This is a genomic window from Rummeliibacillus sp. BSL5 (genome assembly GCF_052928305.1).
Genome location: NZ_JAVGCV010000001.1, coordinates 68,691 through 95,490 on the forward strand (window position 1 = coordinate 68,691; position 26,800 = coordinate 95,490).

Consider the following 26,800-nt stretch of genomic DNA (forward strand, 5'->3'; position numbering starts at 1 on the left):
CTAAAGCAGAAAAAAACGGAGGAATTAAGAATATTGTATGGATGATTTCAGAAAGGAGAATTTGTGCAATCTACAAAAAAGAATTAATATTCTTGTAAAAATGTACTATAATAAAAGGTGGTTGGAGGGAGAAAGTTCAACTAAAGGGGTATTTATAGAGCTGGTCTGCATCCACTTTCTATGGATTCATGAACAGCAAAAAAGCATTTCACCGTATGGGAGCGGTTGAAATGCTTTTTTTTGCTTTTTAATCATCATCTGGCTCAGTTTTTTGGCCGTCATCTTTTTTGTTGTCTGATGCATTGTTTGAGTTATTTTGATTATTGCTTGACGGATTTTCGTCTTTATCTTTGTCTTTATCTTTATTTGGATTTGTTTGACCCGTTTGATTTGATTGGTTGCTGCCTTGGCCTATAGATTTATCCTCTGAATTGCTAGTAGAGGAGTTGTTATTCTGTTGAGTATTTTGTTTGTTTCGTGTCGTAGACTGTGTTGATTGAGAATTACTGTTTGGCTTGTTTGCTGAGCGATTTTGCGTTTGTGATTTCTTTTCTTTCAATGGTTTAGGTCCATAGATTTTTGATGGATCCCCACCAAACGGAGCCAGCATATTTTGAATAAATGTATCTGATAAGCGACCACCAGAAAAACCAGTTTCAGCTCCTGGTACCATCACATTTGCATTGAATAAATCGGTTCTTGAGTGTCCTGCACAAGCAGATGTAAGAGCATTACCTGTATAGCCACAGAATGTTCGGCTGACTACTCCTGCAGGTTGCTTAAATGTTTTTCCTCCTGCTGTTGCAAGACCCGGGTTTGTATCATACAAGGCATTCATTAGGCGAGCCCATAATAAGTTTACACGTGTACTTGGAATACCATAAACAGCATTACCTTGATTTAATGTTTGTGGTTGATCATAGCCCATCCAAACACCTAAGGAAATATCAGGATTATAACCTACAAACCAAACATCGTTATAGTTTGTTGAAGTACCTGTTTTTGCTGCAAAGTCTGCTCTGAATTTCAAATTGCTATTGGCAGTTGTTCCGGTGCCTGATTTTAATACATCGCGCAGCATATCAGTTGTAATATAGGATGTTTGATCACTATAAACTCGTTTAGATTTTACTTTGTGTTTATACACTACTTTGCCTTCATTATTAACTATCTTGCTGACCATATATGCGTCAACAAACTTTCCTCCATTAGCAAAAGTAGCATATGCATTTGTATCTTCCTCGACGGATATACCATTAGCTATACCACCGAGTGCAGCTGCATAAGCCGTATAATCAGATGGTGCTATACTTGTAATCCCGTTTTTCTTTAATAGCTCCATAGGTTTCCGATTCATAATTTTTGCGTACAAACGGACAGCTGGCAAGTTTTGAGAGTCTTTTAATGCTTCCCGGGCAGATATCAACCCGCGTTCATCTGTCTCTGTATAGTTTGTAGGCTTATATGCATTTTCCCCAACACCAATTTGGAATTTTACGTCAGGAACCGGACTTCCAGCTCCAATCAAGCCATATTGAATGGCAGGTGCATAGACAAGCAAAGGTTTCATTGTCGAACCATTTGAACGAGTAGTTCGAGATGCATGGTTGACCTCTTTAATATTATGATCCCGACCACCGACGAAGCTGAGAATCTTACCTGTTTTATTCTCTATCACAATACTACCTACTTGAACAGGATCAGGGGTAGTGCTAACCTTACCTGTTTCTTGGTCAGTTTTTTGGGTGCTAAGTGTTGGACCATAATACGGGAAATTATTTTTAACTTCTTGCATATGATCATACATTTTTTGGTCGATAGTTGAATAAATTTTATAGCCTTTTGACCTCAGTTCACGGTCAGCTAAAATGGTGTATTTCTCTTTTAGTTTGTCTTCATTCTTTAGTCGATTCGTATCAATACCATCTTTTTTAGCCAAAATGCGTGCCATAATTTCTTTGGCTCTATATTCAATTTCATACGTAACATAAGGATACTTTTCTTCTGCTTGTACTTCAGGCTTCCTAAAGTCTTTCACAATATTATACTTTAATGCTTTTTTGTACTGCTTATCAGTTATATAGCCTGTATCGTTCATTCTGTACAATACAGTTTTCATCCGATTAATACCTAGGCGTAGGTTTTCTTTATCTTTCAACACACCTTTTTGTGTGAAGGGTGTATACGCGTAAGGTGATTGTGGAATCCCTGCGATATAAGCTGATTGAGCTAGGTTTAGTTTTTTAGCACTTTTATTAAAAATACCTTGTGCTGCTGTTTCAATGCCGGCAATATTCCGTCCACTGGCATTCCGACCATAAGGAATAACATTCAAATAGGCCTGTAATATTTCATCCTTTGACATAAAGTGTTCTAAACGCATAGCTAATAGTAATTCTTTCGCCTTCCGTTCATAGGACACTTCATTTGTAAGTATTTGGTTTTTGATTAATTGCTGTGTTAGAGTTGAACCGCCTGTTTGGGTAGAGGAGTTGCTGACATCTTGAAAAACGCCTCGTAATACTGCTTTCGGTACAATTCCATTGTGCTGATAGAAGTATTCATCTTCTGTTGCAAGCACTGCATCAATAACATAAGGAGATATTTTGTCTAGTGTTGTTCTTTGACGCTCAAGGTCAGTCCTCATTTTTCCTAAATATTTATTGCCAGAAAAATAGAGGGTACTCGTCTCCTCATAATTAAAGATTGCTTGTCGCATTTCGCTTTTTGGCATATTCGGCTCATGCTTTACAAGCGAAGCGAAGTAGCCAGCGCCAATCGAGCCGATAAATACCAGCCCCATTACAACAAACAGAATGAAGATCAAAAATAAATTCCAAATGACGCTAGAAGTAATACGGAAATACTTCATTCCTGTTTTCTCGGCTAATTGATCGAGCTTTTGATTTATAGTGGCTATCCATTCTTTCATTTTTTCAATCACACGCGACCAATGCTAAAAAATCATATCATTTGTTAGATGATCCACTTTTAGCAAGAGGCCTACCTCCTTTTATAGTATGAATTCCAAAAGAAATGCGCACTACTGCTATAATAGTGCCCATCCAAAGGCTACCTTGGTAGCATCTGTTGTACTAAGAAGTCCAGGTTATAGGCACGAATACATGCTATGATTCTAATGTTTTTGTATAAAAAAGAACATAATAAAGAATACTATTTTTTGTACGTCTGCCTAATGCAGATTGGTGAAGTATCATTTTATATAGTCTATCTCTTTCTATATGTATTTATACAAATATTTTAGTATACAAGCAATAATCCAAAGTGCTATTTTATAACCTTTTAAAATATTGTCTATTATACCATAAGTCGAATCAACGACAAGATTACTTATTGACAACAACTTAAAATGCAGTAAAATAGTCATTAATATATTCTTGCGATGAAGCATGCCTGAGTAATGGACATATTTCCTGTTTAGAGAGCTAGCGGTTGGTGCAAGCTAGTCATAGTATGGACGTGAATTACACATGGGGAGCAAGAACGCAGCCGCTGCGATAAAGCGATTTAAGCGGAAGATGGAAATCTTCAAGCTGGGTGGTACCGCGTTAAATTGGTAATTAACGTCCCTGCATTTTTTAAATGCAGGGGCGTTTTTATTTTTATTAGGAGGGAAAATGATGACAAATGCACTACTAGAAGACTTACAATGGCGAGGATTGCTATATCAGCAAACAGATGAGGAAGGCATGGAAAAGTTATTGACTGAAGAGAGTGTTTCTCTATATGTAGGCGTTGATCCGACTGCTGACTCGATGCATATCGGCCATATTGTACCTATGTTAACTCTTCGTCGCTTCCAACAAGCTGGACATAGACCAATATTGGTAGTTGGCGGCGCAACTGGTATGATTGGCGACCCATCCGGAAGACAATCAGAACGTAGTCTTTTGACAGCCGAACAGATTGATAACAACGTAGCAGGGATTAAAAAACAATTAGAACAAATTTTTGACTTCTCTGAGGGTGAAAATGGCGCAAAACTTGTTAATAACTACGAGTGGGTTGGAAAATTAAGTACCATTGAATTTTTACGCGACTACGGCAAGTTAATCAACATCAATTACATGCTAAGCAAAGATACTATTGCTTCTCGTTTAGAATCTGGATTGTCATTTACTGAATTTACGTATACCTTGATTCAAGGGTTGGATTTTAACCATTTATATGATCATTACAATGTTAAAATCCAAGTTGGTGGTTCTGATCAATGGGGTAATATTACAACAGGCCTTGAAGTAATTCGTAAAACGCATGACGAAGAAGCAAAAGCTTTCGGTTTTACAATTCCATTAGTAACAAAATCAGATGGGACGAAATTCGGTAAAACAGCAGGAGGAGCGATTTGGCTTGATCCTGAAAAAACGTCTCCTTATGAATTTTATCAATTCTGGTTGAATACTGCGGATGCTGATGTGATTAAGTATTTGAAAATCTTTACGTTCCTAAGCAGGGAAGATATTGAATCGTTGGCTGAGAAAGTGGAATCAGAGCCGCATCTTCGCGAGGCTCAAAAAACATTGGCTGCGGAAATGACAAAGCTTATCCATGGAGAAGCAGGGTTAGATCAAGCACTTCGCATTACTGCTGCATTGTTCTCTGGTGATTTGAAATCACTTTCAGCAGACGAAATGAAAGTTGCTTTTTCAGGCATACCATCAGTTGAATTGCAAAAAGAAGAAAAAAATATTGTAGATCTATTAGTTGAAGCAAACATTTCTTCTTCTAAACGCCAAGCACGTGAAGATGTTACAAATGGCGCTATTTCAATTAACGGGGAAAAAGTAAAGGATCTAGACTATGTAGTCGATGCAAAAGATCGTATGGAAGATGCGTTTGCTATCATTCGTCGAGGTAAAAAGAAATATCATATGGTGAAATTTAATTAAAAAAAAGAAACCGCAATGGGGGAAATTTAGAAATTCCCAACATTGCGGTTTTATAATTTTAGAAGTAGATTCAATACATTGTTTAAACTTTTTGCAAATCTATTTAAGAAAATCTTTTAAATCTGTTAATAATGCGGCTTGCTGTATTCGGATCATATCCTAACACCCATTCACCATTTATAGAAGTCTGTGGTGCTCCTAGTCGACCGGTTTTTTGCATTAAAAATTGTGCCACGTCTGGATTGTTTCCAATGTGGACTTCTTTATAGGGTAAATTTTGATCCTGCAAAAAACTTTTCATCAAATCGCAATAACCGCAATTCGATGTAGAGTATATAGTTATATCAAGTTTCATCATATCTTCCTCCCTGATTATACCCTAATAGGTATGTAAACTATACAACATAGGGTATTATAATGCAAGAGGAATAAATCTGTTCTTCTTGATTTGATACCTATCTGGGTATATTATATAAGCATATGAGTAGAAGTTCCTGTGAGGTGAGTATATGGAATATAATGATCAAATTCGCAACCGTTTAAAAAGGATTGAAGGGCAGCTACGAGGTGTTCTGCGAATGATTGAGGAAGATAAGGATTGTAAGGATGTCATCACGCAACTCTCTGCCTCTCGCTCAGCTATCGACCGTACTATTGGACTGATTGTGAGCACCAACTTAGTGCATTGTATGAAAGAAGAAAAAAATTCAAACGGCAAGGATTCAGAAACGTTGATTAAAGAAGCGGTTGAATTATTAGTAAAAAGCAGATAATAAAGGGGAGATAGTCATGAAAACAATTACACCAAGCGAAGTAGCAAAGAAATTAGCAGAAGGACAAGCACTTTCTCTTATTGATGTACGTGAACCTGAGGAAATAGCTTCTGGGAAAATTAGTACAGCAAAAGAGATTCCGCTAGGCACATTACCAGGAAACCTAAATGAATTAGACAAAGATAAGGAATATATTATGGTCTGCCGTTCAGGCAATCGAAGTGGACAAGCAACTCAATATTTGGAGGAACAGGGATTTCAAGCGGTCAATATGGAAGGCGGAATGTTGGCTTGGGACGGTCCTATTGAATAGCTAGCTATATAGATGAAAATAGGGTATGCAATCCGCGTGCCCTTTTTTGCTTGTAGTTAATATGAGAATAGGAGGGGAAGAATGGGGCTAATCGTTGTATTAATCATACTTGGGATTATCGGTTCGTTTTTTTCAGGGTTAGTAGGTGTCGGTGGGGCCATTGTGATGTACCCTTTATTATTTTTCGTACCACCCTTGCTTGGTTTCGAAAAATTTACTTCGTTAGAAGTATCCGGCTTAACGGCATTTCAAGTATTTTTCTCAACATTGAGCGGTATTTTGACACATAAAAATGATGGTTCCCTGCGAGGCAATCTTATATGGCTAATAGGGCTTCCTGCGTTAGTCAGTGGTTTTATAGGCGGATTAGTCTCCAAGGAAGTACCTGATACATATTTAAATATGTTATATGGCATTCTAGCGATTGTTGCAGTATTGATGATGTTTCTTCCTAAGAAGGATGCAGGGGAAAGTAGATGGGCGAAAAATGTGACAGGTGTATTAGCTGTTGCTACAGGTATTATCGTCGGCTTTGTTGCAGGTATGATAGGAGCAGGAGGAGCGTTTCTCTTTGTCCCTCTAATGATTCAAGTTATCCGAATTCCAACACGTACAGCCATGGCGACATCTCTTGCCATAACCTTTTTATCCTCTATAGGCACCATCATTGGAAAAATATTATCACATAGCATTGATTATCGATTGGCCATTTGGCTGGCGGTTGCTGGTTTAATTGGTGCTCCTATTGGTGTTCGTATTAGTAAAAAATTATCTGTTCAAAAATTACAATGGACGTTCGCTGGCCTGCTAATCATAACAGCAGCAAAAATTTGGTGGGATGTACTTTTGAGTGTTTAGTAAAATAATAAAAGCTAAGGCGTTTGTACGCCTTAGCTTTATTCATTATTCACTGACTAACAGCGACCTCTGTGATGCATTTGGTGTCTTGGATGAGGCATTGGCATAGGGCAAACTGTGTTATTCTCAACGCATTCTTCCACAACAGAATGTGTTTGTGGGAAGTAGTGTTGATTGTTGATTACATGCCGATTAACTGTTGTTACATGTGTTGGATGTATATGTGGTACGACAGTAGGAATAATATTAGTTCTTACAACTTGGCGTGTAGGAGATACCCGCGGCGGATCATATTGTGCAGGTAACATGTGCGGTGGGCAAAATTCTGGCATATTGCAAGGCTGACAATGGTGGGGATGTCTTCTATTCATTCAAATGACCTCCTTTGTGTGTTAAGGTGTGTGTCCTTAATAAGATATGACACTTGAAAATAAACACAGCGGTCATTTGCCTATTGATGCAATGGGTTTTTCCATACTGCAACTTTAATAGAAACCTAATTATGTAAAGAAAATAGAAATTTTTTTGAGTAAGTGATGGGTCATTTATTTCTTTTTGCTTTTTTCCACGTATTAGGATTTAAATAACTTTTGAACTTTGCTGCTGCCTCTTTACCAACGAGCAAAGCACCGATCCAAAAGATAACTTCCGCAATTATAAGCACGCTAGTTATAATTCCTGCCTTTAACTTTAATGAAATTGGGAAAAATGGAGTTATAACAGGTATTAGCCATAGAACCATAGAGAAGATTAAAAGTCCAATTCCTAGTTTATAAATGAATTTTTTGTCTGTAGGCAATTCAAGAATCCTCCTGTTGTTATAGTTTATGTATAAAACTATAGAGGAGTACTGGTAAAATCACAAGGTTTAATAGTGAAGCTAAAAATGAAGGAAGGCTACCCAGAGTTCATAGGTAGCCTCACTCTTTTTATTCATCTGGATAGTTTAAATGCAATGGCGGCATAATAAGCCAGCCTTTTTCTTTTTCCAATTTGAGCACTTTTCCTGCAAATTGGCCTTTCTTCATATGGAACTGAGCGTACATCATGGCGATGTCCTCTCTGATAGACATGCCGAGAGCTTGGCTACAAGCCATTAATCCAGCAGCAGTGTCTGCAGCAAGCATTGCACAGATTTCCGGATCGTTAAATTTAGCACCAGCTGGAATATCCTCTAAATTAGCATTTGGTCGTTCAGGTGGTGCTGGAGGAAGGGCAATTCCATTCACTTTCAACAAAGTTTCTAATTGTTCATTTTCTTCTTTACAGCATTGAATGGCCTCTTCAAGGAGTTTGCCTAATTCTTTATCGCCTGTATGATTGTATAATGTTTGGTAAGCCGCAATTAAACCATTATTAGTGGCAAAATTCGTCCAAATAGTGATTGCTTCTCCATAATTTAATGGCTGTTCTTTCGGATTTCCGCTTAACATACCCATTCTTAACACTCCACTCGTATTTTAATAATATGACTTAAATAGAATGTGCATCCAAATAGTACTTATACATTATTTCTTTTAAAAAATGCTTATATCCGCTACTAGGGATATTCTATGTACCAATATATCCATTGTTCAAAATATGACTTATATAGTGGTTTTTTATTTAATTATTAAAATCTCATACAGGATTAGTCGAATTATCTAATTCATTTGTCCCTCCATTGAATAATATAGTAAGACAAGGAGAGTGATAAAATGGATTTTGAAAATTTTAAAAAGGGAGCAAGAAATAAAAAAATTTACAGATTAAATGAAAGCTGCGAAGAAAGTTGTAATAACAAAAACAATTTTCATGGAGTACAGGTTCCAGAACAACCTGTAGGTACGGGGCTTCCAGGGTTTGCTTATATTTATGATACTGAACCACAAGTTGTCCCAAGCAATGGCTCAATTACTTTCAATACAAATGGCAATATTACACCTGCAGGGTTTGTAACACATATACCAGGTACAGCACCGATTACTATAAATCAAACAGGTAATTATCTTATTATCTTTGAAGTGACTGTTTTGGCTGGCCCTTATGCATTTGCTCTTTTTAATGGCGATAACCAAATAGCAGGATCAAATTATGGAGGTATTCCTAATACTGCAACACAAAATGGTCAAGTAATCACATCTTTAAACGCATCAGATGTCCTTACTTTAAGAAATATTAATACTGCTCCAAAAAATTTATTCAATGGGAATGTTGCAGGGATTCCAGCAGTTATCAGCGCGTCTATTGTTATTTTAAGGTTAGCTTAATGAGAATTATTGCAACTACATCTAAAAAATTGGTTGAGGTTAAAAACATAGCTATCAAAGTATAATAAGAGCTATCTTTAATGAAATCTATATAAGAGAAACGATATAGGTAGGTTCAGTAAAAAAGAACATACCTTTTATTAGGAAGTGTTATTCTATTGAAAAAAGTTATTCTCTTATGGACTGTTTGGATTAGTTTCACACCAAATTAAAAGTTAAATAAAGAAGAAGTTAAAAACCATTATTTAAAAATTATTGTAAAGGATAAATCTCTAACGATATTGGATAGGGGCGCTGAATTCGAATTTTTATCGAACCTTAGTAAAATATAGGTTAAAATAACTTATTTAGAAACCGATTTGTTATACATCATGAAAAAGTATAAATAACGGCACTCTTTAAAAGTATCTGAAGAGGAATGCCGTTTTTTCGGCTGCCTGTAATATTAATATACTCCCCAACAGTATTATCAAGGGTTTGGAGGCTCCCCCAGTGCTTTTGAAGCTGCATATTGATGATTAATCAGAGGGTTCCCCCAGTACATCCCCCAAAAATAAACGGGTGATTATGAGGAGGATTGGGGAACAGAGAAAAACAAAAAAACCTTGCAACCGTTGATATAACGGGAACAAGGCTTTTAAAAAGAGTTCTTTTGAAATCTTTAAAGACTATCTTGAGTAGTACTCAACGATAAACGCTTCATTGATTTCAGCAGATAATTCGCTGCGTTCTGGAAGACGTACAAATGTACCTTCTTTTTTGTCAGCATCGAATGAAAGATATTCTGGAACGAAGTTGTTTACTTCGATTGATTCGCTAACGATTGCAAGGTTTTGAGATTTTTCACGAAGAGAAATCACTTGACCTGGTTTAACGCTGTATGAAGGAATGTCAACGCGTTTGCCATCAACTAATACGTGACCGTGGTTTACTAATTGGCGAGCAGCACGACGAGTGCGAGCTAAACCAAGACGGTAAACAAGGTTGTCTAAGCGAGTTTCAAGAAGGATCATGAAGTTTTCACCATGAACACCATTCATTTTACCAGCTTTAACAAATAGGTTGTGGAATTGACGTTCGTTCATACCGAACATATGACGAAGTTTTTGTTTTTCTTGTAATTGTAAGCCGTACTCAGACAATTTTTTGCGTTGAGTTGGGCCGTGTTGACCTGGAGCGTATGGACGCTTTTCGATTTCTTTACCTGTACCGCTTAAAGAAATACCTAAGCGACGTGATAGTTTCCAAGATGGACCTGTATAACGAGACATTAATAGTCTCCTCCTTTGGTTTTTTATTTAGCATAAAATAAAAACCAATTGTATTTAGCTCCATTGCCATTTTATTTTCATGTATCTTCGCTCATGCAGCCGAAGAGTTACCAATACACCGTCTATTAAATAGAGGAATAAAATGAACAACCAAACCATACAACCGCTGCGTTTATTTTACACAAAGTATATTGTAGTATTTGGACTGTTTTCTGTCAAGCAAATCAATTAAATATAGTTGAGAAATCCAGTGGCAAAAAATTACACAGTGATTTATAATTGAGATTATCGGAATAAATTATTAATTATTAATAGTTTAATATACTTATTTATTTTATTCGGAAATAGTCATAACTACTTAGATAATGGTCAAAGAAAAAGGTGATATAATATTGAGAAATCTCCAAATAATACAAAACATTAAAAGCTACCTATTGGATTTTTGGATTGCTCATGTAGATCAGTCGTTGACAGATACTGAATATTTGCATGAATTTCAAATGATCGCCAAACAAGAATTTAAAATGAAAAAAGTAGAATATTTAAAGCTAGAACACGGCTTATTATGTCCTTTACCAAATTCAACCTTACAAGCACTTCCGTTTAATTCAATTGCACCTTATGTTGGAGAAACACATCCTTTATCTGACACAAGTGCAAAGTTGATAAATAAAGTACTTAAAATAGATAGTGACGCCATCATCCTAAAAGATGAAAAAGACAATATTTTTGCTTTAATTATTGTTGAAAGCACACCCGAGTGGCAATGTTTTGCCTCGACGCCTTACGTAAAAGAATTAGAAACGTTGTTATCAACTCTAATACTGTCTCTTATAAGTAAAGAGAAAAACTTTTATGAAGCAAAATTAAATCGAGAATTATATGAAATGACGGCTATTTTTCATTCCACTATGAATATTAATACGATTTTAGAGGCGATGATTCAAAGCATTAAAAGGACATTTCCACAATTTAAATCAAAATTGATCTTATCGAATGACCAAGACCGTCTACAAATTGAAGATGTAGAGGTATTTGATTATTTATTAGAAAGACCTTCTACGATTGAAGCTTATGTATCAGGAGAGATTACATCGGAGGAAGCCAAGGATATCAACAGCTACTTGCTGAATGTGCCTATTATTGGAAAGCAAGGCATATATGGTGTGCTCCAAATTTTTGCTTCACCTAATTATCATTTTAGCTCAAAAGAAAAGAAATTCTTGTCTCATTTAGCACAGACATCTGGCAATGCTCTAGAAAATGCAAAACTTTATCACCAGTCGCATCGCCTAGTAGCAGATCTGCAGCTAATCAATGAAACATCGCAAAGGTTAAATATGAAGCTTAATAAGGAAGAAATCATTACTTTTTTGACAATGCAACTAAAGAAATCTTTTTTGCCATCAGAAATTTGTTTTGTCTTTAAATCTCATGATGGTTATCAATATATGGGAGATACGGCTGCTTTCTTTTGCGAGGAAAACGCTTCTGTGTACAAAGAGTTTATAGCAACACACTTTGAGAAAAGTATGGAGCCTCTCTTTATAGCTGAGTTTAGCCAAGTGGTGGCAGAAAAGACAAAGTATAATTCAATGATCGTTGTCCCTATTATTATAAATGAGAAGGTACAAGGATATTGTGCAATATTCCATGTGGACTCTTACTATTTCTCATTTGATAGTTATAAACTAATGCAGTCTTTAATTCGGCATTCCTCCTTAGCAATTTCTAATATTCTACTTAGAGAGCAACTCCAGGAAATGATTGATAGAGACCACTTAACAACACTGTATGCTCGTAAATATTTAGAAAGATATATAGAACATTCTATGGAAGTAGATGATTTCGGCGCATTTATTTTATGTGATATTGACGATTTTAAGAAGATAAATGATACGTACGGCCACCAGACAGGTGATGTTACTCTACTTATGATAGCAAAACATCTACAGAGTTTGGTAGAGAACCAAGGTATTTGTGCGCGTTGGGGAGGAGAAGAAATGGCTATTTATTTGCCTAACAAAGGACTTGATGAAACAATGGCTTTAGTTGGCAAGATTATTAATAGCATACCAAAGGTGACTAGCCCTCCAGTTACTATTTCATCAGGTATTGCATTATGGAGAAGCGATGCGCGGTTTACGTACCAACGTGTTTTTAAAAATGCTGATGTGGCTCTTTATGAAGCTAAAAATACAGGGAAAAATAAATATTGCATCTTTCAAGGACCGAATATAAATGAAAAAGCTGATGCTTAAGCATCAGCTTTTTGTTATAGGTGAATATGACGGACTAATACATTAACGAACTGTTCAAGACCAGCTTGATCGTCGTTACTGAATCTATTTTTTATAGGGCTATCAATATCTAACACCCCATAGAGTTCTCCATTAACGATTAGAGGGACAACAATCTCTGATTGCGAAGCACTGTCACAAGCAATATGCCCAGGAAAAGCATTGACATCCTCTACAACTAATGTTTCTCGCGTGGAGGCCGATGTACCACAAACGCCTTTGCCAAGCGGGATATGCACACATGCAGGGAGTCCTTGGAAAGGCCCTAGAAGCAATTCATTATTTTTCATAAGATAAAATCCGCACCAATTAATATTATCTAAAAATTGGTTAAGTAAAGCTGAAGCATTGCTTAAATTCGAGATGGAATCCATTTCTCCATCTAATAATGCATCCAACTGCTTAGCTAGTAATTGATATTGGGCTGTAATATCGCCGCTGTAATTTACTTTTTGAAACATTCCTATACCTCCCGTTGTTTAGCGATCAAATGGAAAAAGTCCTTCCTCATAAGGATGCAAATCATCTGGGTGATGGGCATCTGAACCATGAATAATAGGAATTCCTAATGATTTTGCGTATGATATATATGATACGGTTGGATGTGACTCATTGCAATAAAGTTTTGATAGAGTAGCATAATTTACATCCAATTCATAGTTGTGTTTTGCTATGAGTTTTAAAATATCTATTAATTGTTGTTTAAATAGTAGATTTTCTTGTAGCTCATCAGTAGGGAAAAGCAAAGGATTGTTGATTCTCTTTGGTTTATAATTCCCTAAGTTTGATTGGATAGATTTTGTTATGGTTTTATAATATAGGTTGTAAAAGGATTGTAGCGTATCCTTTTTTCTTGCGAGACTTGTCAATTGATCAAAAGAATGGTCGACACATGTATAAGATTGACCACACTTGAGGAATCGGACAGTTAACATTGCATCATCGATATGTGGGCCTATAAGGTTTAAAAAACTTGTCGTTTCTCTTTCATAGTCTTCAAGATAATCTACCTCAAAGCCAATGCGAATATGAATGAGTTCTTTATATTTTTCTTTAAGTCTTTGCATTTCATCCATGTAAACAAGTAAACGTCCTGGACTCATTGTTCGGCCTTCTTTCGGGCAAAAGTCGACAAAATTTGAAGGCAATGGGGCATGTTCTGTAAAGGTGATATCCTCATAGCCTAATTTAATTGCTTTTTTGATATAATCTTCACAAGGAATTGTAGTGCCGTTAGGACAAAAAGGGGTATGAATATGGGCGTCACGTTTCATAAAATCCCTCCATTTTTAAAAAATTAATCGAATTATAGATAAATTAATGAGAAATCATTCATATAGATAAACAAAAAAACAAAAAACATGGTAATATTAAGCTTAATTAGATGCTGAAAAACTGATTAGGGACAGGGGGCTTACGATGAGTTTTTTCATTGCCGCAATCATCGTATTATGTATAATTATAGCAATTGTCTTTATATTTCGTCGAAAACATCGAACTGAAATTCAAAGACTAGAACAAAATAAGCAACAAATTCAAAATAAGCCAGTGCTAGAAGAGTTGATGAAAGTAAAGGCACTCAACATGAATGGTCAAACAGAAGAAATGTTTGAACGTTGGCGAAATAAATGGACAGAGCTCATGGATGTTGAGATGCCGAAAATTGACGAACTGCTCTTTGATGCAGAAGAGCAAGTAGATAAGTTTCGTTTTGGCAAGGCGACAGAAATAGAAAAAGATATCGATTCGCGCATAACTGAGTATGACAATGAAATGGCCATCATCTTGAAAGAGTTGGATGAATTAGTTGGAAGCGAAGAGAAAAATAGAGTTGAGATTGAACAGTTGAAGGAACAATATCGTTCGGCTCGTAAGACTCTCCTTGCCCATCAATATTCATATGGTCCTGCTGCTGTTCCGCTTGAGAAAAGACTAGAAACATTTACTCCACAATTCGAAGAATACGAGGAATTAACGAGCTCAGGAAATTACCTGAAGGCAAGGGAATTAGTTGTGAATTTAAGTAATGAAGGACAACAAACCTTTAAATTGATTAATGAAATCCCAACGCTCCTTACAGAAATTCAACACAAAATTCCATCAGATATTCACGAAATTAGAAATGGGCATCGAGAGATGGAAGACCAATCCTACTTCCTTGTACATTTGGAGATTTTAGACAAGCTAGAGGAAATGGAAAAAAGTTTAGCTGAATTCAAACAAAAAGTAGCTGATTTGGATATTGATAATGTTCAACAGCAAGTAGAAGTAATAAAAGATGAGATTGAATCCTTCTACGATGCATTAGAAAAAGAAGTCATTGGGAAGAAATATGTTGATCTTCATTTTGTCTCTATCGGCGAGCAACTGGAATCAACTTTAAAAGCGACAGAGGAAATGGCTATAGAAGCGGAAGCAGTCCAAAAAAGCTATCGATTGCCTTCACGGGAAGCAGAAATTCCTAAAAACTGCAAACAACAGCTGCTGGCTCTTCAACAACGCTATGACTTTTTAGCTGTAGAGGTACGAGAAGAACAATCTGCTTATTCAAGCATGGAAGAGGTTCTAAAAGAGCTGAAGGACTCAATAGAAAATCTATTCCAAGAACAAAAACAATTTGCTGAACGCATGAACAACCTTCGCATAGATGAAAATAAAGCAAGAGCTACATTGAACAACTTAAGAAAAATGCTGTCTGATACTGAACGAATGATACATAAAGCAAATCTTCCAGGTATTCCGGAGGAAATGGATGCTAGATTAGAAGAAGCTACTGAAAGAATCTTTATTGTGGTCAACAATCTGCAAGAGATCCCTCTTAATATGGAAACGGTTTATAAGAACTTGGAAATTGCAGAAAAATGTATAGAAGAAGTTCGACAAACAGCAGTTGAAATGCTTGAGAATGTTCAATTAATTGAATCAATTATTCAGTATGGCAACCGTTACCGCAAGACAAATCCAGCCATGCATCAACAATTATTAGAAGCTGAAGCAGCATTTCGTGATATGAGGTATGCCAAAGCTCTGGAGACGGCTGCAACTGCCGTAGAAGCGGCTGAGCCAGGGGCTATGAAAAAAATTCAAGTACTTGCCAAGGATTAGGTTTGGCGTTCATAATAGAAATGCATTAAGCCACCGCACAGGTTTTTGTGCAGGTGGTTTTCTTTTGGAAGGAAGGTACCAATAATGATTTATTTAGACCATAGTGCGACAACAAAACCGAATAAATCCGTTTTAGAAACATTTGTCCAAGCCAACGAACGTTATTATGCAAATCCAGCTTCTCTACACCAAATGGGTGTTGAAACAAACACGCTTTTGTCGAGAGCAAGAGAACAAATAGCGGCTATTATAAAAACAGAACCTGAACAAATTATTTTTACCTCTGGTGGAACTGAATCGAACAATTTTGCCATCAAAGGATTAGCAAGAGCTAATAAACACCGTGGCACAAAGATACTAATTTCTGCTATCGAACACGCGTCTGTTGAAGAAAGTGCCAAAGCGCTTGAAAAAGAAGGTTATACAGTAGAAAAAGTTCAAGTAAATGAATACGGTGTTATTTCAATAGAAGACTTAAAAAAGAAATTAACAAAAGATACGGTTATAGTCAGCATCATGCATGTAAATAATGAAATAGGAGCGCTTCAACCTATTTCAGAAATTGCTCGTATTGTGCATGAAAACAGCCGTGCCTTTTTCCATATGGATGCTGTGCAGAGTTTCGGGAAAATTCCTGTTCATTTTGCTGGGGAAGAAGGACCAGATGCTCTTACTGTTTCTGGCCACAAAATTAATGGTTTGAAGGGCACTGGTTTCCTAGCTCTTCGCAAACAAGTAAATATCGAAACAATAATTCATGGCGGCGGGCAAGAAATGGGATTGAGAAGCGGTACGGTGGCGGTACCACAGGCTGTCGCTTTAGCAAAAGCTGTAAGAATGGCGCATGAAACACAACCAGCACATGAAGAACAATTTAGCCAATGGCGTGATGATTTGCATGCCTTTTTACAACAGTTTCCGTATGTTCGCACTCTATCCTCTAACAATGGTGCACCACATATAATAAGCTGTGCTGTACAAGGGCTTCGAGGCGAAATATTAGTCAATGCTATGCAGCATGAAGGGTTTATTATTTCTACATCAAGTGCATGTTCTTCTAAGGATCATAGCATCAGTCATGTAGTTAAGGCCATAGAAATTGATCCTTCTTATGAAAAAGGAGTAATTCGGATAAGCCTTGGTGAAGGTATTACTGAAAAAGATATACAAGCATTTAAAATTGCGTTTAAAAAAGTAATGATGCAAGTAAAGGAGTTTTAAATAGATGAAATGGCATGAAATATTAATAAGATACGGAGAAATCACAACAAAAGGCAAAAACAGAAAATTATTTATTAATCGTCTTAAAGAAAATTTGCGGTATACGTTTGCAGATATTCCTAATATGCGTATCCGTTCTGAAAGAGATCGTATGTATTTGAGCAGTGAGGTAGACACTGAGATGGAGGAAATTCTGAACCGTCTGCCTCATATCTTTGGGATTCACTCCTTTAGCCCTGTAGCAGAATGTGAACCAACAGTTGAAGCTATGAAGGAATTAGCTGTTGAAATCGTACAAGGGTTGGACTACGAAGGAAAAACATTCAAGGTAAATGCAAAACGTTCATTCAAAAACTTTCCTCTAGATACGTATGAATTGCAACAAACAATAGGCAGTCATGTATTAGGAACATTGCCAGGCATGACCGTTCAAATGAAAAAACCAGATATTGAACTGCGAGTAGAGGTACGTGAAAAAGCTGTTTACATGATGGTAGATGTTATTGCAGGTGCAGGTGGTTTGCCTATTGGCTCGAACGGAAAGGCGCTACTACTTCTTTCTGGTGGAATTGACAGCCCTGTTGCAGCTTATTATATGATGAAACGTGGCGTTCGAATTGAAGCCATCCATTTTTTCAGTCCGCCATTTACAAGTGATCAATCATTAACTAAAGTGAAAGAACTATGCGATAAGATTAGCCGTTTTGGCGGTAATATTCGCCTGCATATTATACCTTTTACTGAAACCCAACAAACTATTCAAAATAGTGTACCTGAAAACGTCACAATGACTTCTACACGCCGAATGATGATGAAAATTGCGGACGAGGTACGAAAAGAAATAGATGCAAAAGCGCTTGTTACAGGCGAAAATTTAGGACAAGTTGCTAGCCAAACACTAGAAAGTTTAGCTGCCATCAATGATGTAACGACAACACCTATTTTGCGTCCATTAATAACATTTGATAAGTTAGAAATCATCGATGTAGCCCAAAAAATCGGTACGTACGATATTTCAATTCGACCTTATGAAGATTGCTGTACAGTATTTACGCCAGCTAATCCAAAAACAAAGCCGAGAGTTGAAAAAATGAATTACTACGAAAGCTTTACTGATTTCGAAGAAATGATTCAACGTGCTGTGAAAAACCGTGAAATTCACTCATTCCCTAAAACAAAAAGTGATGATTTTTCTGAGTTGTTGTAAGAGGTTTTAATTTTTTTTAAAATACCTTGTATGTTTTTTCGCTTCTGAGACATTCTATATGCACAAGGAGGTGAACAACATGTCAAACAACAACTCAGGTTCAAGACAATTAGAAGTACGCGGCGCTCGTCAAGCGATTGACCAAATGAAATATGAAATCGCACAAGAGTTCGGTGTAAACCTTGGTGCAGAAGCATCTTCTCGTGCAAACGGTTCAGTAGGCGGAGAGATTACTAAACGCTTAGTAGCAATGGCTGAACAACAAATGAACGGTTTACAAAAATAAGTTGGGTCATACCTTAGCATACCCAATTTTCACAAAGGATAGGATTTGAAATAAGCTTTATTATAAGTTTATTCACTTCAAAAAAGGGAGGTTAACAACATGTCAAACAACAATTCAGGTTCAAGACAATTAGAAGTACGCGGTGCTCGCCAAGCGATCGACCAAATGAAATACGAAATCGCACAAGAATTCGGTGTAAACCTTGGGGCAGAAGCATCAGCGCGTGCTAACGGATCCGTTGGCGGAGAAATTACTAAGCGTTTAGTTGCGATGGCTGAACAACAAATGAACGGTTTTTCCCAAAACAAATAATTGAATATAGAGAAAAAGCTGAGGAAGAAGTATTTCTTCCTTGGCTTTTTTTATGGCTAAAATTGGACAGTATTCTGAAAATTCTATATAATATTTCAACAAAGGAGAGTGATTTTCAATGAAACGAGAGGAATTAATTGCACCTGAAGTATATAATTTGGTCAAAGAAATAGAGAAATATGCAGCGGAACCTACGAAAACGGCTTTACGCTTTGAAAACGAGCATGGAAGTACAGATACCATCACATATAAGGCATTAATCCAGAAGGCAAATCAAATGGCAAACGTATTTGCGAGCCATGGTTTGCAAAAAGGCGATGTTGTTCTTATTATGGTACCGCGTTTAATTGACGCTTATATTACATATATCGCAGCATTAAAAGCAGGTCTTGTTGTGATACCAAGTTCTGAAATGTTAAGGGCGAAAGAGATTGACTATCGTCTAGCACATAGCGGAGCCAAAGCTGTTATTGCTTATGAACCTTTTATAGAACAATTTGAACAGGTAGAGAATCTTCAGGACGTCCAACAGTATGTGATTGGCCAAGCCCCTGCACCATGGATTGAACTGATTCAAGAAACAGAGCAAGCGTCAGATGTGTATGAAATGGCTGATACGAAAAGCAGCGATATGGCATTTCTTTCTTACACCAGTGGTACAACGGGTAATCCAAAGGGTGTAGTGCATACGCATGGATGGGCATATGCCCATTTAAAAACAGCAGCTGCACATTGGCTTGGTATTCAAGAGGGAGATTTAGTATGGGCAACAGCAAGCCCTGGCTGGCAAAAGTGGATTTGGAGTCCATTCCTGTCAGTACTGGGAAGCGGAGCAACTGGTTTTGTTTATAATGGCCGCTTCCAGCCGGAAAAATATTTATCACTTCTCGAAAAATACAAGGTTCAAGTATTGTGCTGTACACCTACTGAATATAGGCTGATGGCAAAGGTAGACAATCTTGATGCATATGATTTAACGACATTGCGAAGCGCAGTTTCCGCCGGCGAACCGCTGAATCAAGAAGTGATTAATCTCTTTAGAAAACATTTCGATTTAGATGTAAGGGATGGCTACGGACAAACCGAAAATACATTATTGATTGGCAATTTGAAGGATGAACCATTTAAACCAGGTTCTATGGGCAAACCTACACCGGGCAATCTTGTAGAAGTGATTGATGATGAAGGTATTCCATGTCCAGCTGGTGTAGTGGGCGATATAGCTGTCCATCGATCAACTCCAGCATTGTTTAAAGAATATTTGAATGATCCAGAAAGAACGACAAGACAGTTCAGAGGAGATTACTATGTTACAGGAGATCGTGCTAGAAAAGATGAAGACGGATACTTTTTCTTTGAAGGTAGGAACGATGACATCATTATTAGTTCAGGGTATACAATTGGTCCATTTGAAGTGGAAGATGCTCTCGTAAAGCATCCGTTAGTTCAGGAATGCGCAGTAGTTGCGAGTCCTGACGAGGTACGCGGCAGCATAGTAAAGGCATTTGTTGTATTGAAGGATCACTCAAAAGCTTCAGACGAATTAGTGAAAGAGCTTCAAAATCATGCAAAGGAACTGACAGCACCTTATAAATATCCGCGTAAGATACAATTTGTTGAGGAACTTCCTAAAACGACATCCGGAAAAATAAGACGAATAGAGTTACGAGAACACGAGAATAGAAAACTGCATTCTTAAGTTATTGAAAAGACTACTTATTATTGGTAGTCTTTTAATTATGGCTAGAAGCCAAAAGGAGGCGAGTAGGATGGAAAATGAAAAAAAGGGGATAGTTGCATCAGTCTTTGCGTATATATTGTGGGGACTATTTCCTCTTTATTGGAAAGTGATTCAGCATGTTACAAGTGGTGAAATATTGGCTAGCCGTGTGATTTGGTCATTTATTCTTACACTTATTTTTGTCCTGCTGATTAAGCAAGGTAAAGTATTAGTTAAAGATTTTCGGGAATTATGGCAAAATCAAAAAGCATTTTGGAGTTTGTGCTTGGCAGCTTATTTAGTATCGGCAAACTGGTTTATTTACATATGGGCAGTAAATCATGATCATATTATCCAGACAAGCTTAGGTTATTATATGAATCCGATTTTTTCTATTTTGCTTGGCATTATTTTCTTGAAAGAACGAATGACGAAAGCACAGGTGCTAGCGCTACTAATGGCGGCTATTGGCGTTATTATTTTAATTTCATCTTATGGGCAGATTCCATGGATATCCATTGGTTTAGCTTTAAGTTTTGGGTTTTATGGATTATTGAAAAAGCAAATCGCTTTGGATGCAACAAGAGGGCTTGTCATTGAAACAATGTTTATCTTCCCAGTAGCGATTATCTATTATTTCTATCTTTATTTCCAGGGAAATATGTCGTTTCTTCATGTCGATATGAAAACAAATGTGTTTTTAATAGGAACAGGTATTGTAACGGCTCTACCGCTTGTTTTATTCGCAGTAGGGGCACAAAATATCCCTTTATATTTAGTGGGCTTTATACAATATATTGCACCAACCATGACGTTAATTCTAGGCGTATTTCTTTATCATGAATCATTTGGCCACACAGAATTAATTTCATTCTCATTTATTTGGTTAGCCTTAATTATCTTTTCGATTTCGACCATCTTGGAAATGAGAAAAACATACAGACTTTCACACAAGTCATGAAAATGATGAAACATTTAACGGTTTGTCTCGTATGTTTATAATGCAGGGTGAAAAGGAGGGTCATAAATGACAGTAAAAAGATGGGTGGCGCTTGGCATAGCAATCGCACTATTTGCTATGTCTGCCTTTGTAAGTATTGCTTTATCATTTGCTAAAATGGACTTCAAAAAAGGGTTAGAATCTGTTGCTGATCTAGATAGTACATATGATTATAATGTGTTAAAAAATGGAAATCCATCGAAGCAAATTGCAGTCCTTACTGTGAATGGAACGATACAAGACACTGGTGAGAGCACTTCTATTTTCAGTAGTGAAACATATAATCACCAATATTTTATGGATCAGCTAGAAGATATCAAAAAGAATAAGAGTGTTAAAGGTGTGTTGCTTAAAGTAAATTCGCCTGGTGGAGGTACGAATGAATCTAAACAAATTTATGACAAAATAAAGGAAATAAAAAAAGAAAGAAACATTCCTATTTATGTTTCAATGGGTTCAATGGCCGCTTCAGGCGGTTACTACATCTCTGCACCAGCAGATGTTATTTATGCTGATGAAGAAACATTAACTGGTTCCATTGGTGTCATTATGCAAGGGATGGATTATAGTAAATTAGCGAAAAAATTAGGGATTGAATTTAACACAATTAAGACAGGTCCGTATAAAGATATAATGAACGGTTCGCGTGAAATGACACCTGCAGAAAAGAAATTGCTTCAAAACATGGTGAATGATTCTTACGGACGTTTTGTTAAAGTAGTAGCAGATGGACGCGGCATGTCTGAAAAAGAAGTTAGATCTATTGCTGATGGACGCATTATGAATGGTTCTCAAGCGGTGAAAGCAGGTTTAGTGGATCGTTTAGGTTATAGTGAGGATGCATTAAAAGCGCTGATGAAAGATAACAAACTTCAAGGAGCAGAGGTATTTGAATATAGTACTGACGAAGGTTGGGGATCCATTTTCTCTGCGAAGTTAAGTAGTAAACTTATGCCTTCTGCTGAAAAAGAAGCAATTAGCAAAATGTTGTCTACTAGCAGCGCGCCAAGAATGATGTACTTATACGGTGAAGAATAAAGGGGGCGTTGAAATGTCAGAGACACTAAATGAATCTGCAACAAGTTTAAGCCCACTCGAAATAAAGAAAGTACCAGAGTACCATTTAAAGGCAGCAGGTTTTTGGACTCGTTTTTGGGCTTATTTGATTGATTTGGTCGTGATCAGTTCGTTTACAGCCTTAACTATCGGCCCACTTTTTGATTTGATGGGTTGGGATGATGCACGAATTCTTTATCTATCTCCCTACAAATTTGCTGCAGCCATTCTGTTTTATGGTTATTTTGTTTTAATGACGAAGTGGCGAGCTCAAACACTCGGAAAGATGGTTTTCGGTATTAAGGTAGTAAGTGACAAAGGAATCCCATTAACATGGGGTACTATACTTTTTAGAGAATGGATAGGGCGCTTTATATCTGTAAAGATTTTAATTTTATATTTTGTGGCCGCATTTACACCGAAGCATAAAGCTGTCCATGATTATATTGCAGATACTGCTGTCATTCATGAGAAAAGCTATGAAAAGGTAGAAAAAACGATTGCAATAGAGCAGAGTGCGCATACAGTTTAATTACCGTGACTGAATTTGTGTTAATAAGATAGATTCCCCATACTCAAAAATTGAGAATCAAAGAATTTTTGGGTTTGGGGATAATAGTATGTAAATCGTGAGCGTTCTTAATCTCAGTGCGTGTAATAGAAAACATACTGAGTCAAGTTTCATGATAAGAGTCTTCCTAGTTGCAACAAGCTAAAAGATTCAAGTAATATTAAGTCAAGGAGGCGTTGAAATGGTACAAGTAACATTTAAAAATAATCCCGTAACATTAGTAGGTCCAGAAATTAAAGTTGGTGACAAGGCACCTGAGTTCACTGCATTATCTACTGACATGCAAGAAAAACATTTATCAGACTTCGCAGGCAAGAAAGTTTTAATCAGTGTGGTTCCATCATTAGATACAGGTGTTTGCGATGCTCAAACTAGACGTTTCAATGAAGAGGCAACAGGCTTAGGTGAAGACGTTGTGGTTCTAACAATTTCTTGTGACCTTCCTTTTGCACAAAAACGTTGGTGCGGTGCAAACGGTATAGAAAATATTTATACTTTATCAGATCATCGCGATTTGTCATTTGGTGATGCATATGGCGTACATATGCAAGAGTTGCGTTTGCTAGCACGTTCTATTTTCGTTGTTGACCAAGATGGAAAAGTGGCATATGTAGAATATGTGCCTGAAGGAACAGACCATCCTGATTACGACCATGCAATTGATGCTATCAAATCACTTAGCAAATAAGTAAATTTCTAGCTGGGGACCCACTCTATCGTCGAGTGGGTTTCCGTTTTGAAGGAGAGCATTATGGAAACTATTGAAGTCCTTTTTTCATTTATAGATAAAGAAACAGAAAAACATGCAGAATCAGATCAATCAACCTATCTAGACGGTTTATTAATAACGTTAAACAGATGGCTAGATGCTGAAATAAAGCCTGAAGTTGAACCAACAAAAGAAGAAATTCGTAAAGCTATCCAGTTGGCGATTCTTAAAGGAATGAGACAAAGCTCTCAACCGAATCATCAGATGACGCCTGATTCGCTTGGCCTTTTGGTAGGTTACTTTGTGGAACAGTTTTTCGAGAAAGAAATCAAAGAAGATCACCAAATTACAATGCTTGATCCAGCGATCGGCACAGCGAATTTGCTGATGACGGTTATGAATCTCTTAGGTGACAAGATTGAGGGATTCGGTATTGAAATTGATGAGCTTTTAATTCAAATTGCGGCATCATCTGCAGAGTTAGAGGGGCAGCCATTGTCGTTATATCTACAAGATGCTCTTGAAAACTTGATGATTGATCCAGTAGATGCTGTTATTTGTGATTTGCCAGTAGGCTATTATCCAAACGAAGAAATAGCTAAGCAATATGATGTAAAAGCTGATGAAGGAATGACATATGCCCATCATTTGTTCATTGAGCAATCGTTGAGATATACAAAAGATGGCGGATATTTATTCTTCTTGGTGCCTGATCATCTATTCGAATCAGAGCAATCACAGCTTTTAAATAAGATGATTGCTAAAACTGCTTGGATACAGGCAGTTGTCCAACTGCCGGATACTTTGTTCTCAAGTAAAGCACATGCAAAAAGTTTATTTGTTTTGCAAAAGAAAATGGATGGCGGAAAAGCCGTCAAAGAAGTGTTGCTTGCAAAAGTGCCAAATATGAAAAACATGCAAGCATTAGAGCTGTTCTTCGCTAAAGTGCGCAAATGGAAAAAAGAAAACAAAGCATAATCAAAAAGATAAAAGCCTGCAGAGCAACTAAATGCTCTGCAGGCTTTTTATTATTTGCTTTCTTCTACTGAATCTGTGCGTACCACAAGCACATCACATTTTGCAGATCGTACAATGCTTTCAGATACACTACCGATTAAAAATCGTTCAACTGTATTGAGCCCTGTAGCACCGCAAATAATTAAATCTGCATTTACTTTTTTAGATACATCTCTAGTAATAATTGTTTTAGGTGAACCGTATTCGATTAAGATATTGACATTTTTTATGCCAGCAGCTTCTGCTTCTTTCTTGTAGCCAGCTAATAGCTCATCCGCGAATCCTTGCGCGCGTTCTTGAATGGAACGGTCATATGCTTCAATGGCTGCAAATGAACGTGTATCAATAATATTGACTAAATAAAGTGAAGACTCATTACGATTAGCTACTGCAACGGCCTTTTTGAATGCATACTCCGCTTCTTTTGAACCATCTACTGCCACAATAATGTTTTTATAATCTAATGCCATATTCGATTCCTCCTTTTTATAAATCTAGTATACCACCATTTCCCATCAATTTACGTTCACTTTTTTACATATTTAAGAAGATTATAAAAAGTAGTGAACGAGCCGCTATTATTAATATTCAAAATTATTGACAAAAATAGAAGAATATTTGTTACAATAGACATGTTATTATGTGAACATTCAAATACATAACAAACAATGATCACTTTTTTATATTTAGGAGGATGGGGTATGAAAATCGGTGTTCCAAAGGAAATTAAAAACAACGAAAACCGTGTAGCAATGACGCCAGCAGGTGTTGTGAATTTAACAATGCATGGTCACGAAGTTTTTATTGAAACGAATGCGGGTCTAGGCTCTGGCTTTACAGACGAAGACTACAAAGCTGCAGGTGCTCATATTGTAGAGACTGCTGCTGAAGCATGGAAACAAGAAATGGTGATGAAAGTAAAAGAACCGATCTCTTCTGAATTCGGTTATTTCTATGAAGGACAAATTCTCTTTACTTACCTACATTTAGCTCCTGAGCCAGAATTGACTCAAGCATTACTAGATAATAAAGTGGTTGCGATTGCTTATGAAACAGTTCAATTACCAAATCGCAGTTTACCGCTATTATCGCCGATGAGCGAAGTAGCTGGACGTATGGCAACACAAATTGGGGCGCAATATTTAGAAAAACAAGAAGGCGGCAAAGGCATTTTACTTGGCGGTGTACCAGGGGTTACTCGCGGTAAAGTAACAATTATTGGTGGCGGTATGGCTGGAGCAAATGCAGCGAAAATCGCTATCGGCATGGGTGCAGAAGTAACAGTTATTGATCTAAGCCCTGAACGTCTTCGCCAGTTAGATGATCAATTTGGCACAGATGTACAAACATTAATGTCAAATCCGTACAACATTGCAGAGTCTGTAAAAAATTCTGATTTAGTTATTGGCGCTGTACTAATTCCTGGTGCAAAAGCTCCTAAACTGGTAACAGAAGAGATGATTAAATCAATGTCTCCTGGTTCTGTTGTTGTGGATATTGCAATTGACCAAGGCGGTATTTTTGAAACTTCTGACCGTATCACAACACATGATGAGCCAACTTACATCAAGCATGGCGTTGTACACTACGCAGTTGCGAATATGCCTGGTGCAGTTCCACGTACTTCAACTATGGCCCTAACAAACAACACAGTGCCATTTGCACTTGAAATTGCAAACAAAGGCTATAGCCGCGCATGTCTTACAAATGAAGCGTTGAAAAAAGGGGTTAATACTCTTGATGGAAATGTAACATTTGAGGCAGTAGCAGAAGCATTAAACTATCCATATGTATCTGTTGATTCATTATTATAAGTAGATAGATTAAAGGCAAACCAACTTACAGGTTTGCCTTTTTTCGAGTTTCATGAGATTTACACAAAAAAGAAGGATGAGTTGTGTTCATCCTTTTTCATAGTAAAC

27 protein-coding genes and 1 other annotated feature are annotated in these 26,800 nt (G+C 37.0%); of the genes, 18 read left to right on the forward strand and 9 right to left on the reverse strand.

Features of this window, described 5'->3' with window-relative positions; all coding sequences use genetic code 11:
• Positions 1-247: 247 nt before the first annotated feature.
• Entirely contained in the window at positions 248-2,932 is a 2,685-nt protein-coding gene (locus RCJ93_RS00375; protein ID WP_446738106.1) for a transglycosylase domain-containing protein, read from the reverse strand.
• A 462-nt stretch (positions 2,933-3,394) separates the two neighbouring features.
• Positions 3,395-3,595, forward strand: a binding site (T-box leader).
• Positions 3,596-3,641: 46 nt separating this feature from the next.
• Between RCJ93_RS00375 and tyrS the strand changes: the two genes are divergently transcribed.
• Entirely contained in the window at positions 3,642-4,910 is a 1,269-nt protein-coding gene (gene tyrS, locus RCJ93_RS00380; protein WP_446738107.1) for a tyrosine--tRNA ligase, read from the forward strand.
• A gap of 103 nt (positions 4,911-5,013) precedes the next feature.
• Here the strand turns inward: tyrS and RCJ93_RS00385 are convergent, their stop codons facing one another.
• A complete protein-coding gene (locus tag RCJ93_RS00385) occupies positions 5,014-5,268 on the reverse strand; it encodes a glutaredoxin family protein (protein WP_446738108.1) in 255 nt (84 codons plus the stop codon).
• A gap of 151 nt (positions 5,269-5,419) precedes the next feature.
• Here RCJ93_RS00385 and RCJ93_RS00390 point away from each other — a divergent pair, with 151 nt between their 5' ends.
• The 3 genes from RCJ93_RS00390 (at position 5,420) to RCJ93_RS00400 (ending at position 6,854) form a co-directional block, all read left to right on the forward strand.
• Positions 5,420-5,683 carry a metal-sensitive transcriptional regulator gene (locus tag RCJ93_RS00390; protein ID WP_150284824.1) on the forward strand — a complete coding sequence of 88 codons (264 nt, stop codon included), beginning with the start codon at positions 5,420-5,422 and terminating at the stop codon, positions 5,681-5,683.
• Positions 5,684-5,699: 16 nt separating this feature from the next.
• Positions 5,700-5,996, forward strand: coding sequence for a rhodanese-like domain-containing protein (locus RCJ93_RS00395; protein WP_446738109.1), 297 nt, complete (start codon positions 5,700-5,702; stop codon positions 5,994-5,996).
• 81 nt (positions 5,997-6,077) lie between these two features.
• Positions 6,078-6,854 (forward strand): sulfite exporter TauE/SafE family protein, encoded by a 777-nt coding sequence (locus RCJ93_RS00400; RefSeq protein ID WP_446738110.1) that lies wholly within the window; start codon positions 6,078-6,080, stop codon positions 6,852-6,854.
• A 56-nt stretch (positions 6,855-6,910) separates the two neighbouring features.
• Here the strand turns inward: RCJ93_RS00400 and RCJ93_RS00405 are convergent, their stop codons facing one another.
• The 3 genes from RCJ93_RS00405 to RCJ93_RS00415 all read right to left on the reverse strand — a co-directional run bounded on the left by RCJ93_RS00405 (position 6,911) and on the right by RCJ93_RS00415 (position 8,293).
• A complete protein-coding gene (locus RCJ93_RS00405; protein WP_223823562.1) occupies positions 6,911-7,225 on the reverse strand; it encodes a CotD family spore coat protein in 315 nt (104 codons plus the stop codon).
• 170 nt (positions 7,226-7,395) lie between these two features.
• A complete protein-coding gene (locus RCJ93_RS00410; protein WP_223823561.1) occupies positions 7,396-7,653 on the reverse strand; it encodes a transporter suffix domain-containing protein in 258 nt (85 codons plus the stop codon).
• Between the two features lie 130 nt (positions 7,654-7,783).
• Positions 7,784-8,293, reverse strand: a complete 510-nt coding sequence (locus tag RCJ93_RS00415) for a DUF3231 family protein (protein WP_446738111.1) — start codon at positions 8,291-8,293, stop codon at positions 7,784-7,786.
• Positions 8,294-8,551: 258 nt separating this feature from the next.
• Between RCJ93_RS00415 and RCJ93_RS00420 the strand changes: the two genes are divergently transcribed.
• A complete protein-coding gene (locus RCJ93_RS00420; protein ID WP_446738112.1) occupies positions 8,552-9,103 on the forward strand; it encodes a hypothetical protein in 552 nt (183 codons plus the stop codon).
• Positions 9,104-9,771: 668 nt separating this feature from the next.
• Here the strand turns inward: RCJ93_RS00420 and rpsD are convergent.
• On the reverse strand, positions 9,772-10,374 hold the full coding sequence (gene rpsD, locus RCJ93_RS00425) for a 30S ribosomal protein S4 (RefSeq protein ID WP_066788927.1): 603 nt from the start codon (positions 10,372-10,374) through the stop codon (positions 9,772-9,774).
• A 392-nt stretch (positions 10,375-10,766) separates the two neighbouring features.
• Here rpsD and RCJ93_RS00430 point away from each other — a divergent pair, with 392 nt between their 5' ends.
• Positions 10,767-12,635: a diguanylate cyclase domain-containing protein gene (locus RCJ93_RS00430; RefSeq protein WP_446738113.1), complete on the forward strand. Its 1,869-nt coding sequence runs from the start codon at positions 10,767-10,769 to the stop codon at positions 12,633-12,635.
• 14 nt (positions 12,636-12,649) lie between these two features.
• Here the strand turns inward: RCJ93_RS00430 and RCJ93_RS00435 are convergent, their stop codons facing one another.
• Positions 12,650-13,135, reverse strand: coding sequence for a GAF domain-containing protein (locus RCJ93_RS00435; protein ID WP_066788911.1), 486 nt, complete (start codon positions 13,133-13,135; stop codon positions 12,650-12,652).
• 18 nt (positions 13,136-13,153) lie between these two features.
• Positions 13,154-13,948 carry a histidinol-phosphatase HisJ gene (gene hisJ / locus RCJ93_RS00440; RefSeq protein ID WP_446738114.1) on the reverse strand — a complete coding sequence of 265 codons (795 nt, stop codon included), beginning with the start codon at positions 13,946-13,948 and terminating at the stop codon, positions 13,154-13,156.
• 145 nt (positions 13,949-14,093) lie between these two features.
• Here hisJ and ezrA point away from each other — a divergent pair, with 145 nt between their 5' ends.
• The 11 genes from ezrA to RCJ93_RS00495 all read left to right on the forward strand — a co-directional run bounded on the left by ezrA (position 14,094) and on the right by RCJ93_RS00495 (position 24,839).
• Positions 14,094-15,779, forward strand: a complete 1,686-nt coding sequence (gene ezrA, locus RCJ93_RS00445) for a septation ring formation regulator EzrA (RefSeq protein ID WP_446738115.1) — start codon at positions 14,094-14,096, stop codon at positions 15,777-15,779.
• Between the two features lie 84 nt (positions 15,780-15,863).
• Positions 15,864-17,000: a cysteine desulfurase family protein gene (locus tag RCJ93_RS00450; RefSeq protein WP_251647184.1), complete on the forward strand. Its 1,137-nt coding sequence runs from the start codon at positions 15,864-15,866 to the stop codon at positions 16,998-17,000.
• A gap of 4 nt (positions 17,001-17,004) precedes the next feature.
• Positions 17,005-18,207 (forward strand): tRNA uracil 4-sulfurtransferase ThiI, encoded by a 1,203-nt coding sequence (gene thiI, locus RCJ93_RS00455; RefSeq protein ID WP_150284816.1) that lies wholly within the window; start codon positions 17,005-17,007, stop codon positions 18,205-18,207.
• Between the two features lie 79 nt (positions 18,208-18,286).
• On the forward strand, positions 18,287-18,493 hold the full coding sequence (locus RCJ93_RS00460; RefSeq protein WP_066788894.1) for an alpha/beta-type small acid-soluble spore protein: 207 nt from the start codon (positions 18,287-18,289) through the stop codon (positions 18,491-18,493).
• 99 nt (positions 18,494-18,592) lie between these two features.
• A complete protein-coding gene (locus RCJ93_RS00465) occupies positions 18,593-18,805 on the forward strand; it encodes an alpha/beta-type small acid-soluble spore protein (protein WP_251647183.1) in 213 nt (70 codons plus the stop codon).
• A 118-nt stretch (positions 18,806-18,923) separates the two neighbouring features.
• A complete protein-coding gene (gene mbcS / locus RCJ93_RS00470; protein WP_251647181.1) occupies positions 18,924-20,504 on the forward strand; it encodes an acyl-CoA synthetase MbcS in 1,581 nt (526 codons plus the stop codon).
• Positions 20,505-20,574: 70 nt separating this feature from the next.
• Positions 20,575-21,486, forward strand: a complete 912-nt coding sequence (gene rarD, locus RCJ93_RS00475; RefSeq protein ID WP_249774593.1) for an EamA family transporter RarD — start codon at positions 20,575-20,577, stop codon at positions 21,484-21,486.
• A 66-nt stretch (positions 21,487-21,552) separates the two neighbouring features.
• Entirely contained in the window at positions 21,553-22,563 is a 1,011-nt protein-coding gene (sppA, locus tag RCJ93_RS00480) for a signal peptide peptidase SppA (RefSeq protein WP_249774592.1), read from the forward strand.
• A 13-nt stretch (positions 22,564-22,576) separates the two neighbouring features.
• The gene (locus tag RCJ93_RS00485; RefSeq protein ID WP_251647177.1) at positions 22,577-23,113 is read left to right on the forward strand and encodes an RDD family protein; all 537 of its coding nucleotides are present in this window, start codon (positions 22,577-22,579) and stop codon (positions 23,111-23,113) included.
• A 220-nt stretch (positions 23,114-23,333) separates the two neighbouring features.
• Positions 23,334-23,840 carry a thiol peroxidase gene (gene tpx / locus RCJ93_RS00490; protein ID WP_147196000.1) on the forward strand — a complete coding sequence of 169 codons (507 nt, stop codon included), beginning with the start codon at positions 23,334-23,336 and terminating at the stop codon, positions 23,838-23,840.
• Between the two features lie 63 nt (positions 23,841-23,903).
• Complete coding sequence (locus RCJ93_RS00495) at positions 23,904-24,839, forward strand: class I SAM-dependent methyltransferase (protein ID WP_150284811.1); 936 nt, start codon at positions 23,904-23,906, stop codon at positions 24,837-24,839.
• A 50-nt stretch (positions 24,840-24,889) separates the two neighbouring features.
• On the opposite strand, the gene RCJ93_RS00500 is transcribed toward RCJ93_RS00495, so the two are convergent.
• A complete protein-coding gene (locus tag RCJ93_RS00500) occupies positions 24,890-25,348 on the reverse strand; it encodes a universal stress protein (RefSeq protein WP_066788870.1) in 459 nt (152 codons plus the stop codon).
• 231 nt (positions 25,349-25,579) lie between these two features.
• Here RCJ93_RS00500 and ald point away from each other — a divergent pair, with 231 nt between their 5' ends.
• The gene (ald, locus tag RCJ93_RS00505; protein ID WP_066788867.1) at positions 25,580-26,692 is read left to right on the forward strand and encodes an alanine dehydrogenase; all 1,113 of its coding nucleotides are present in this window, start codon (positions 25,580-25,582) and stop codon (positions 26,690-26,692) included.
• Positions 26,693-26,800 lie beyond the last annotated feature (108 nt).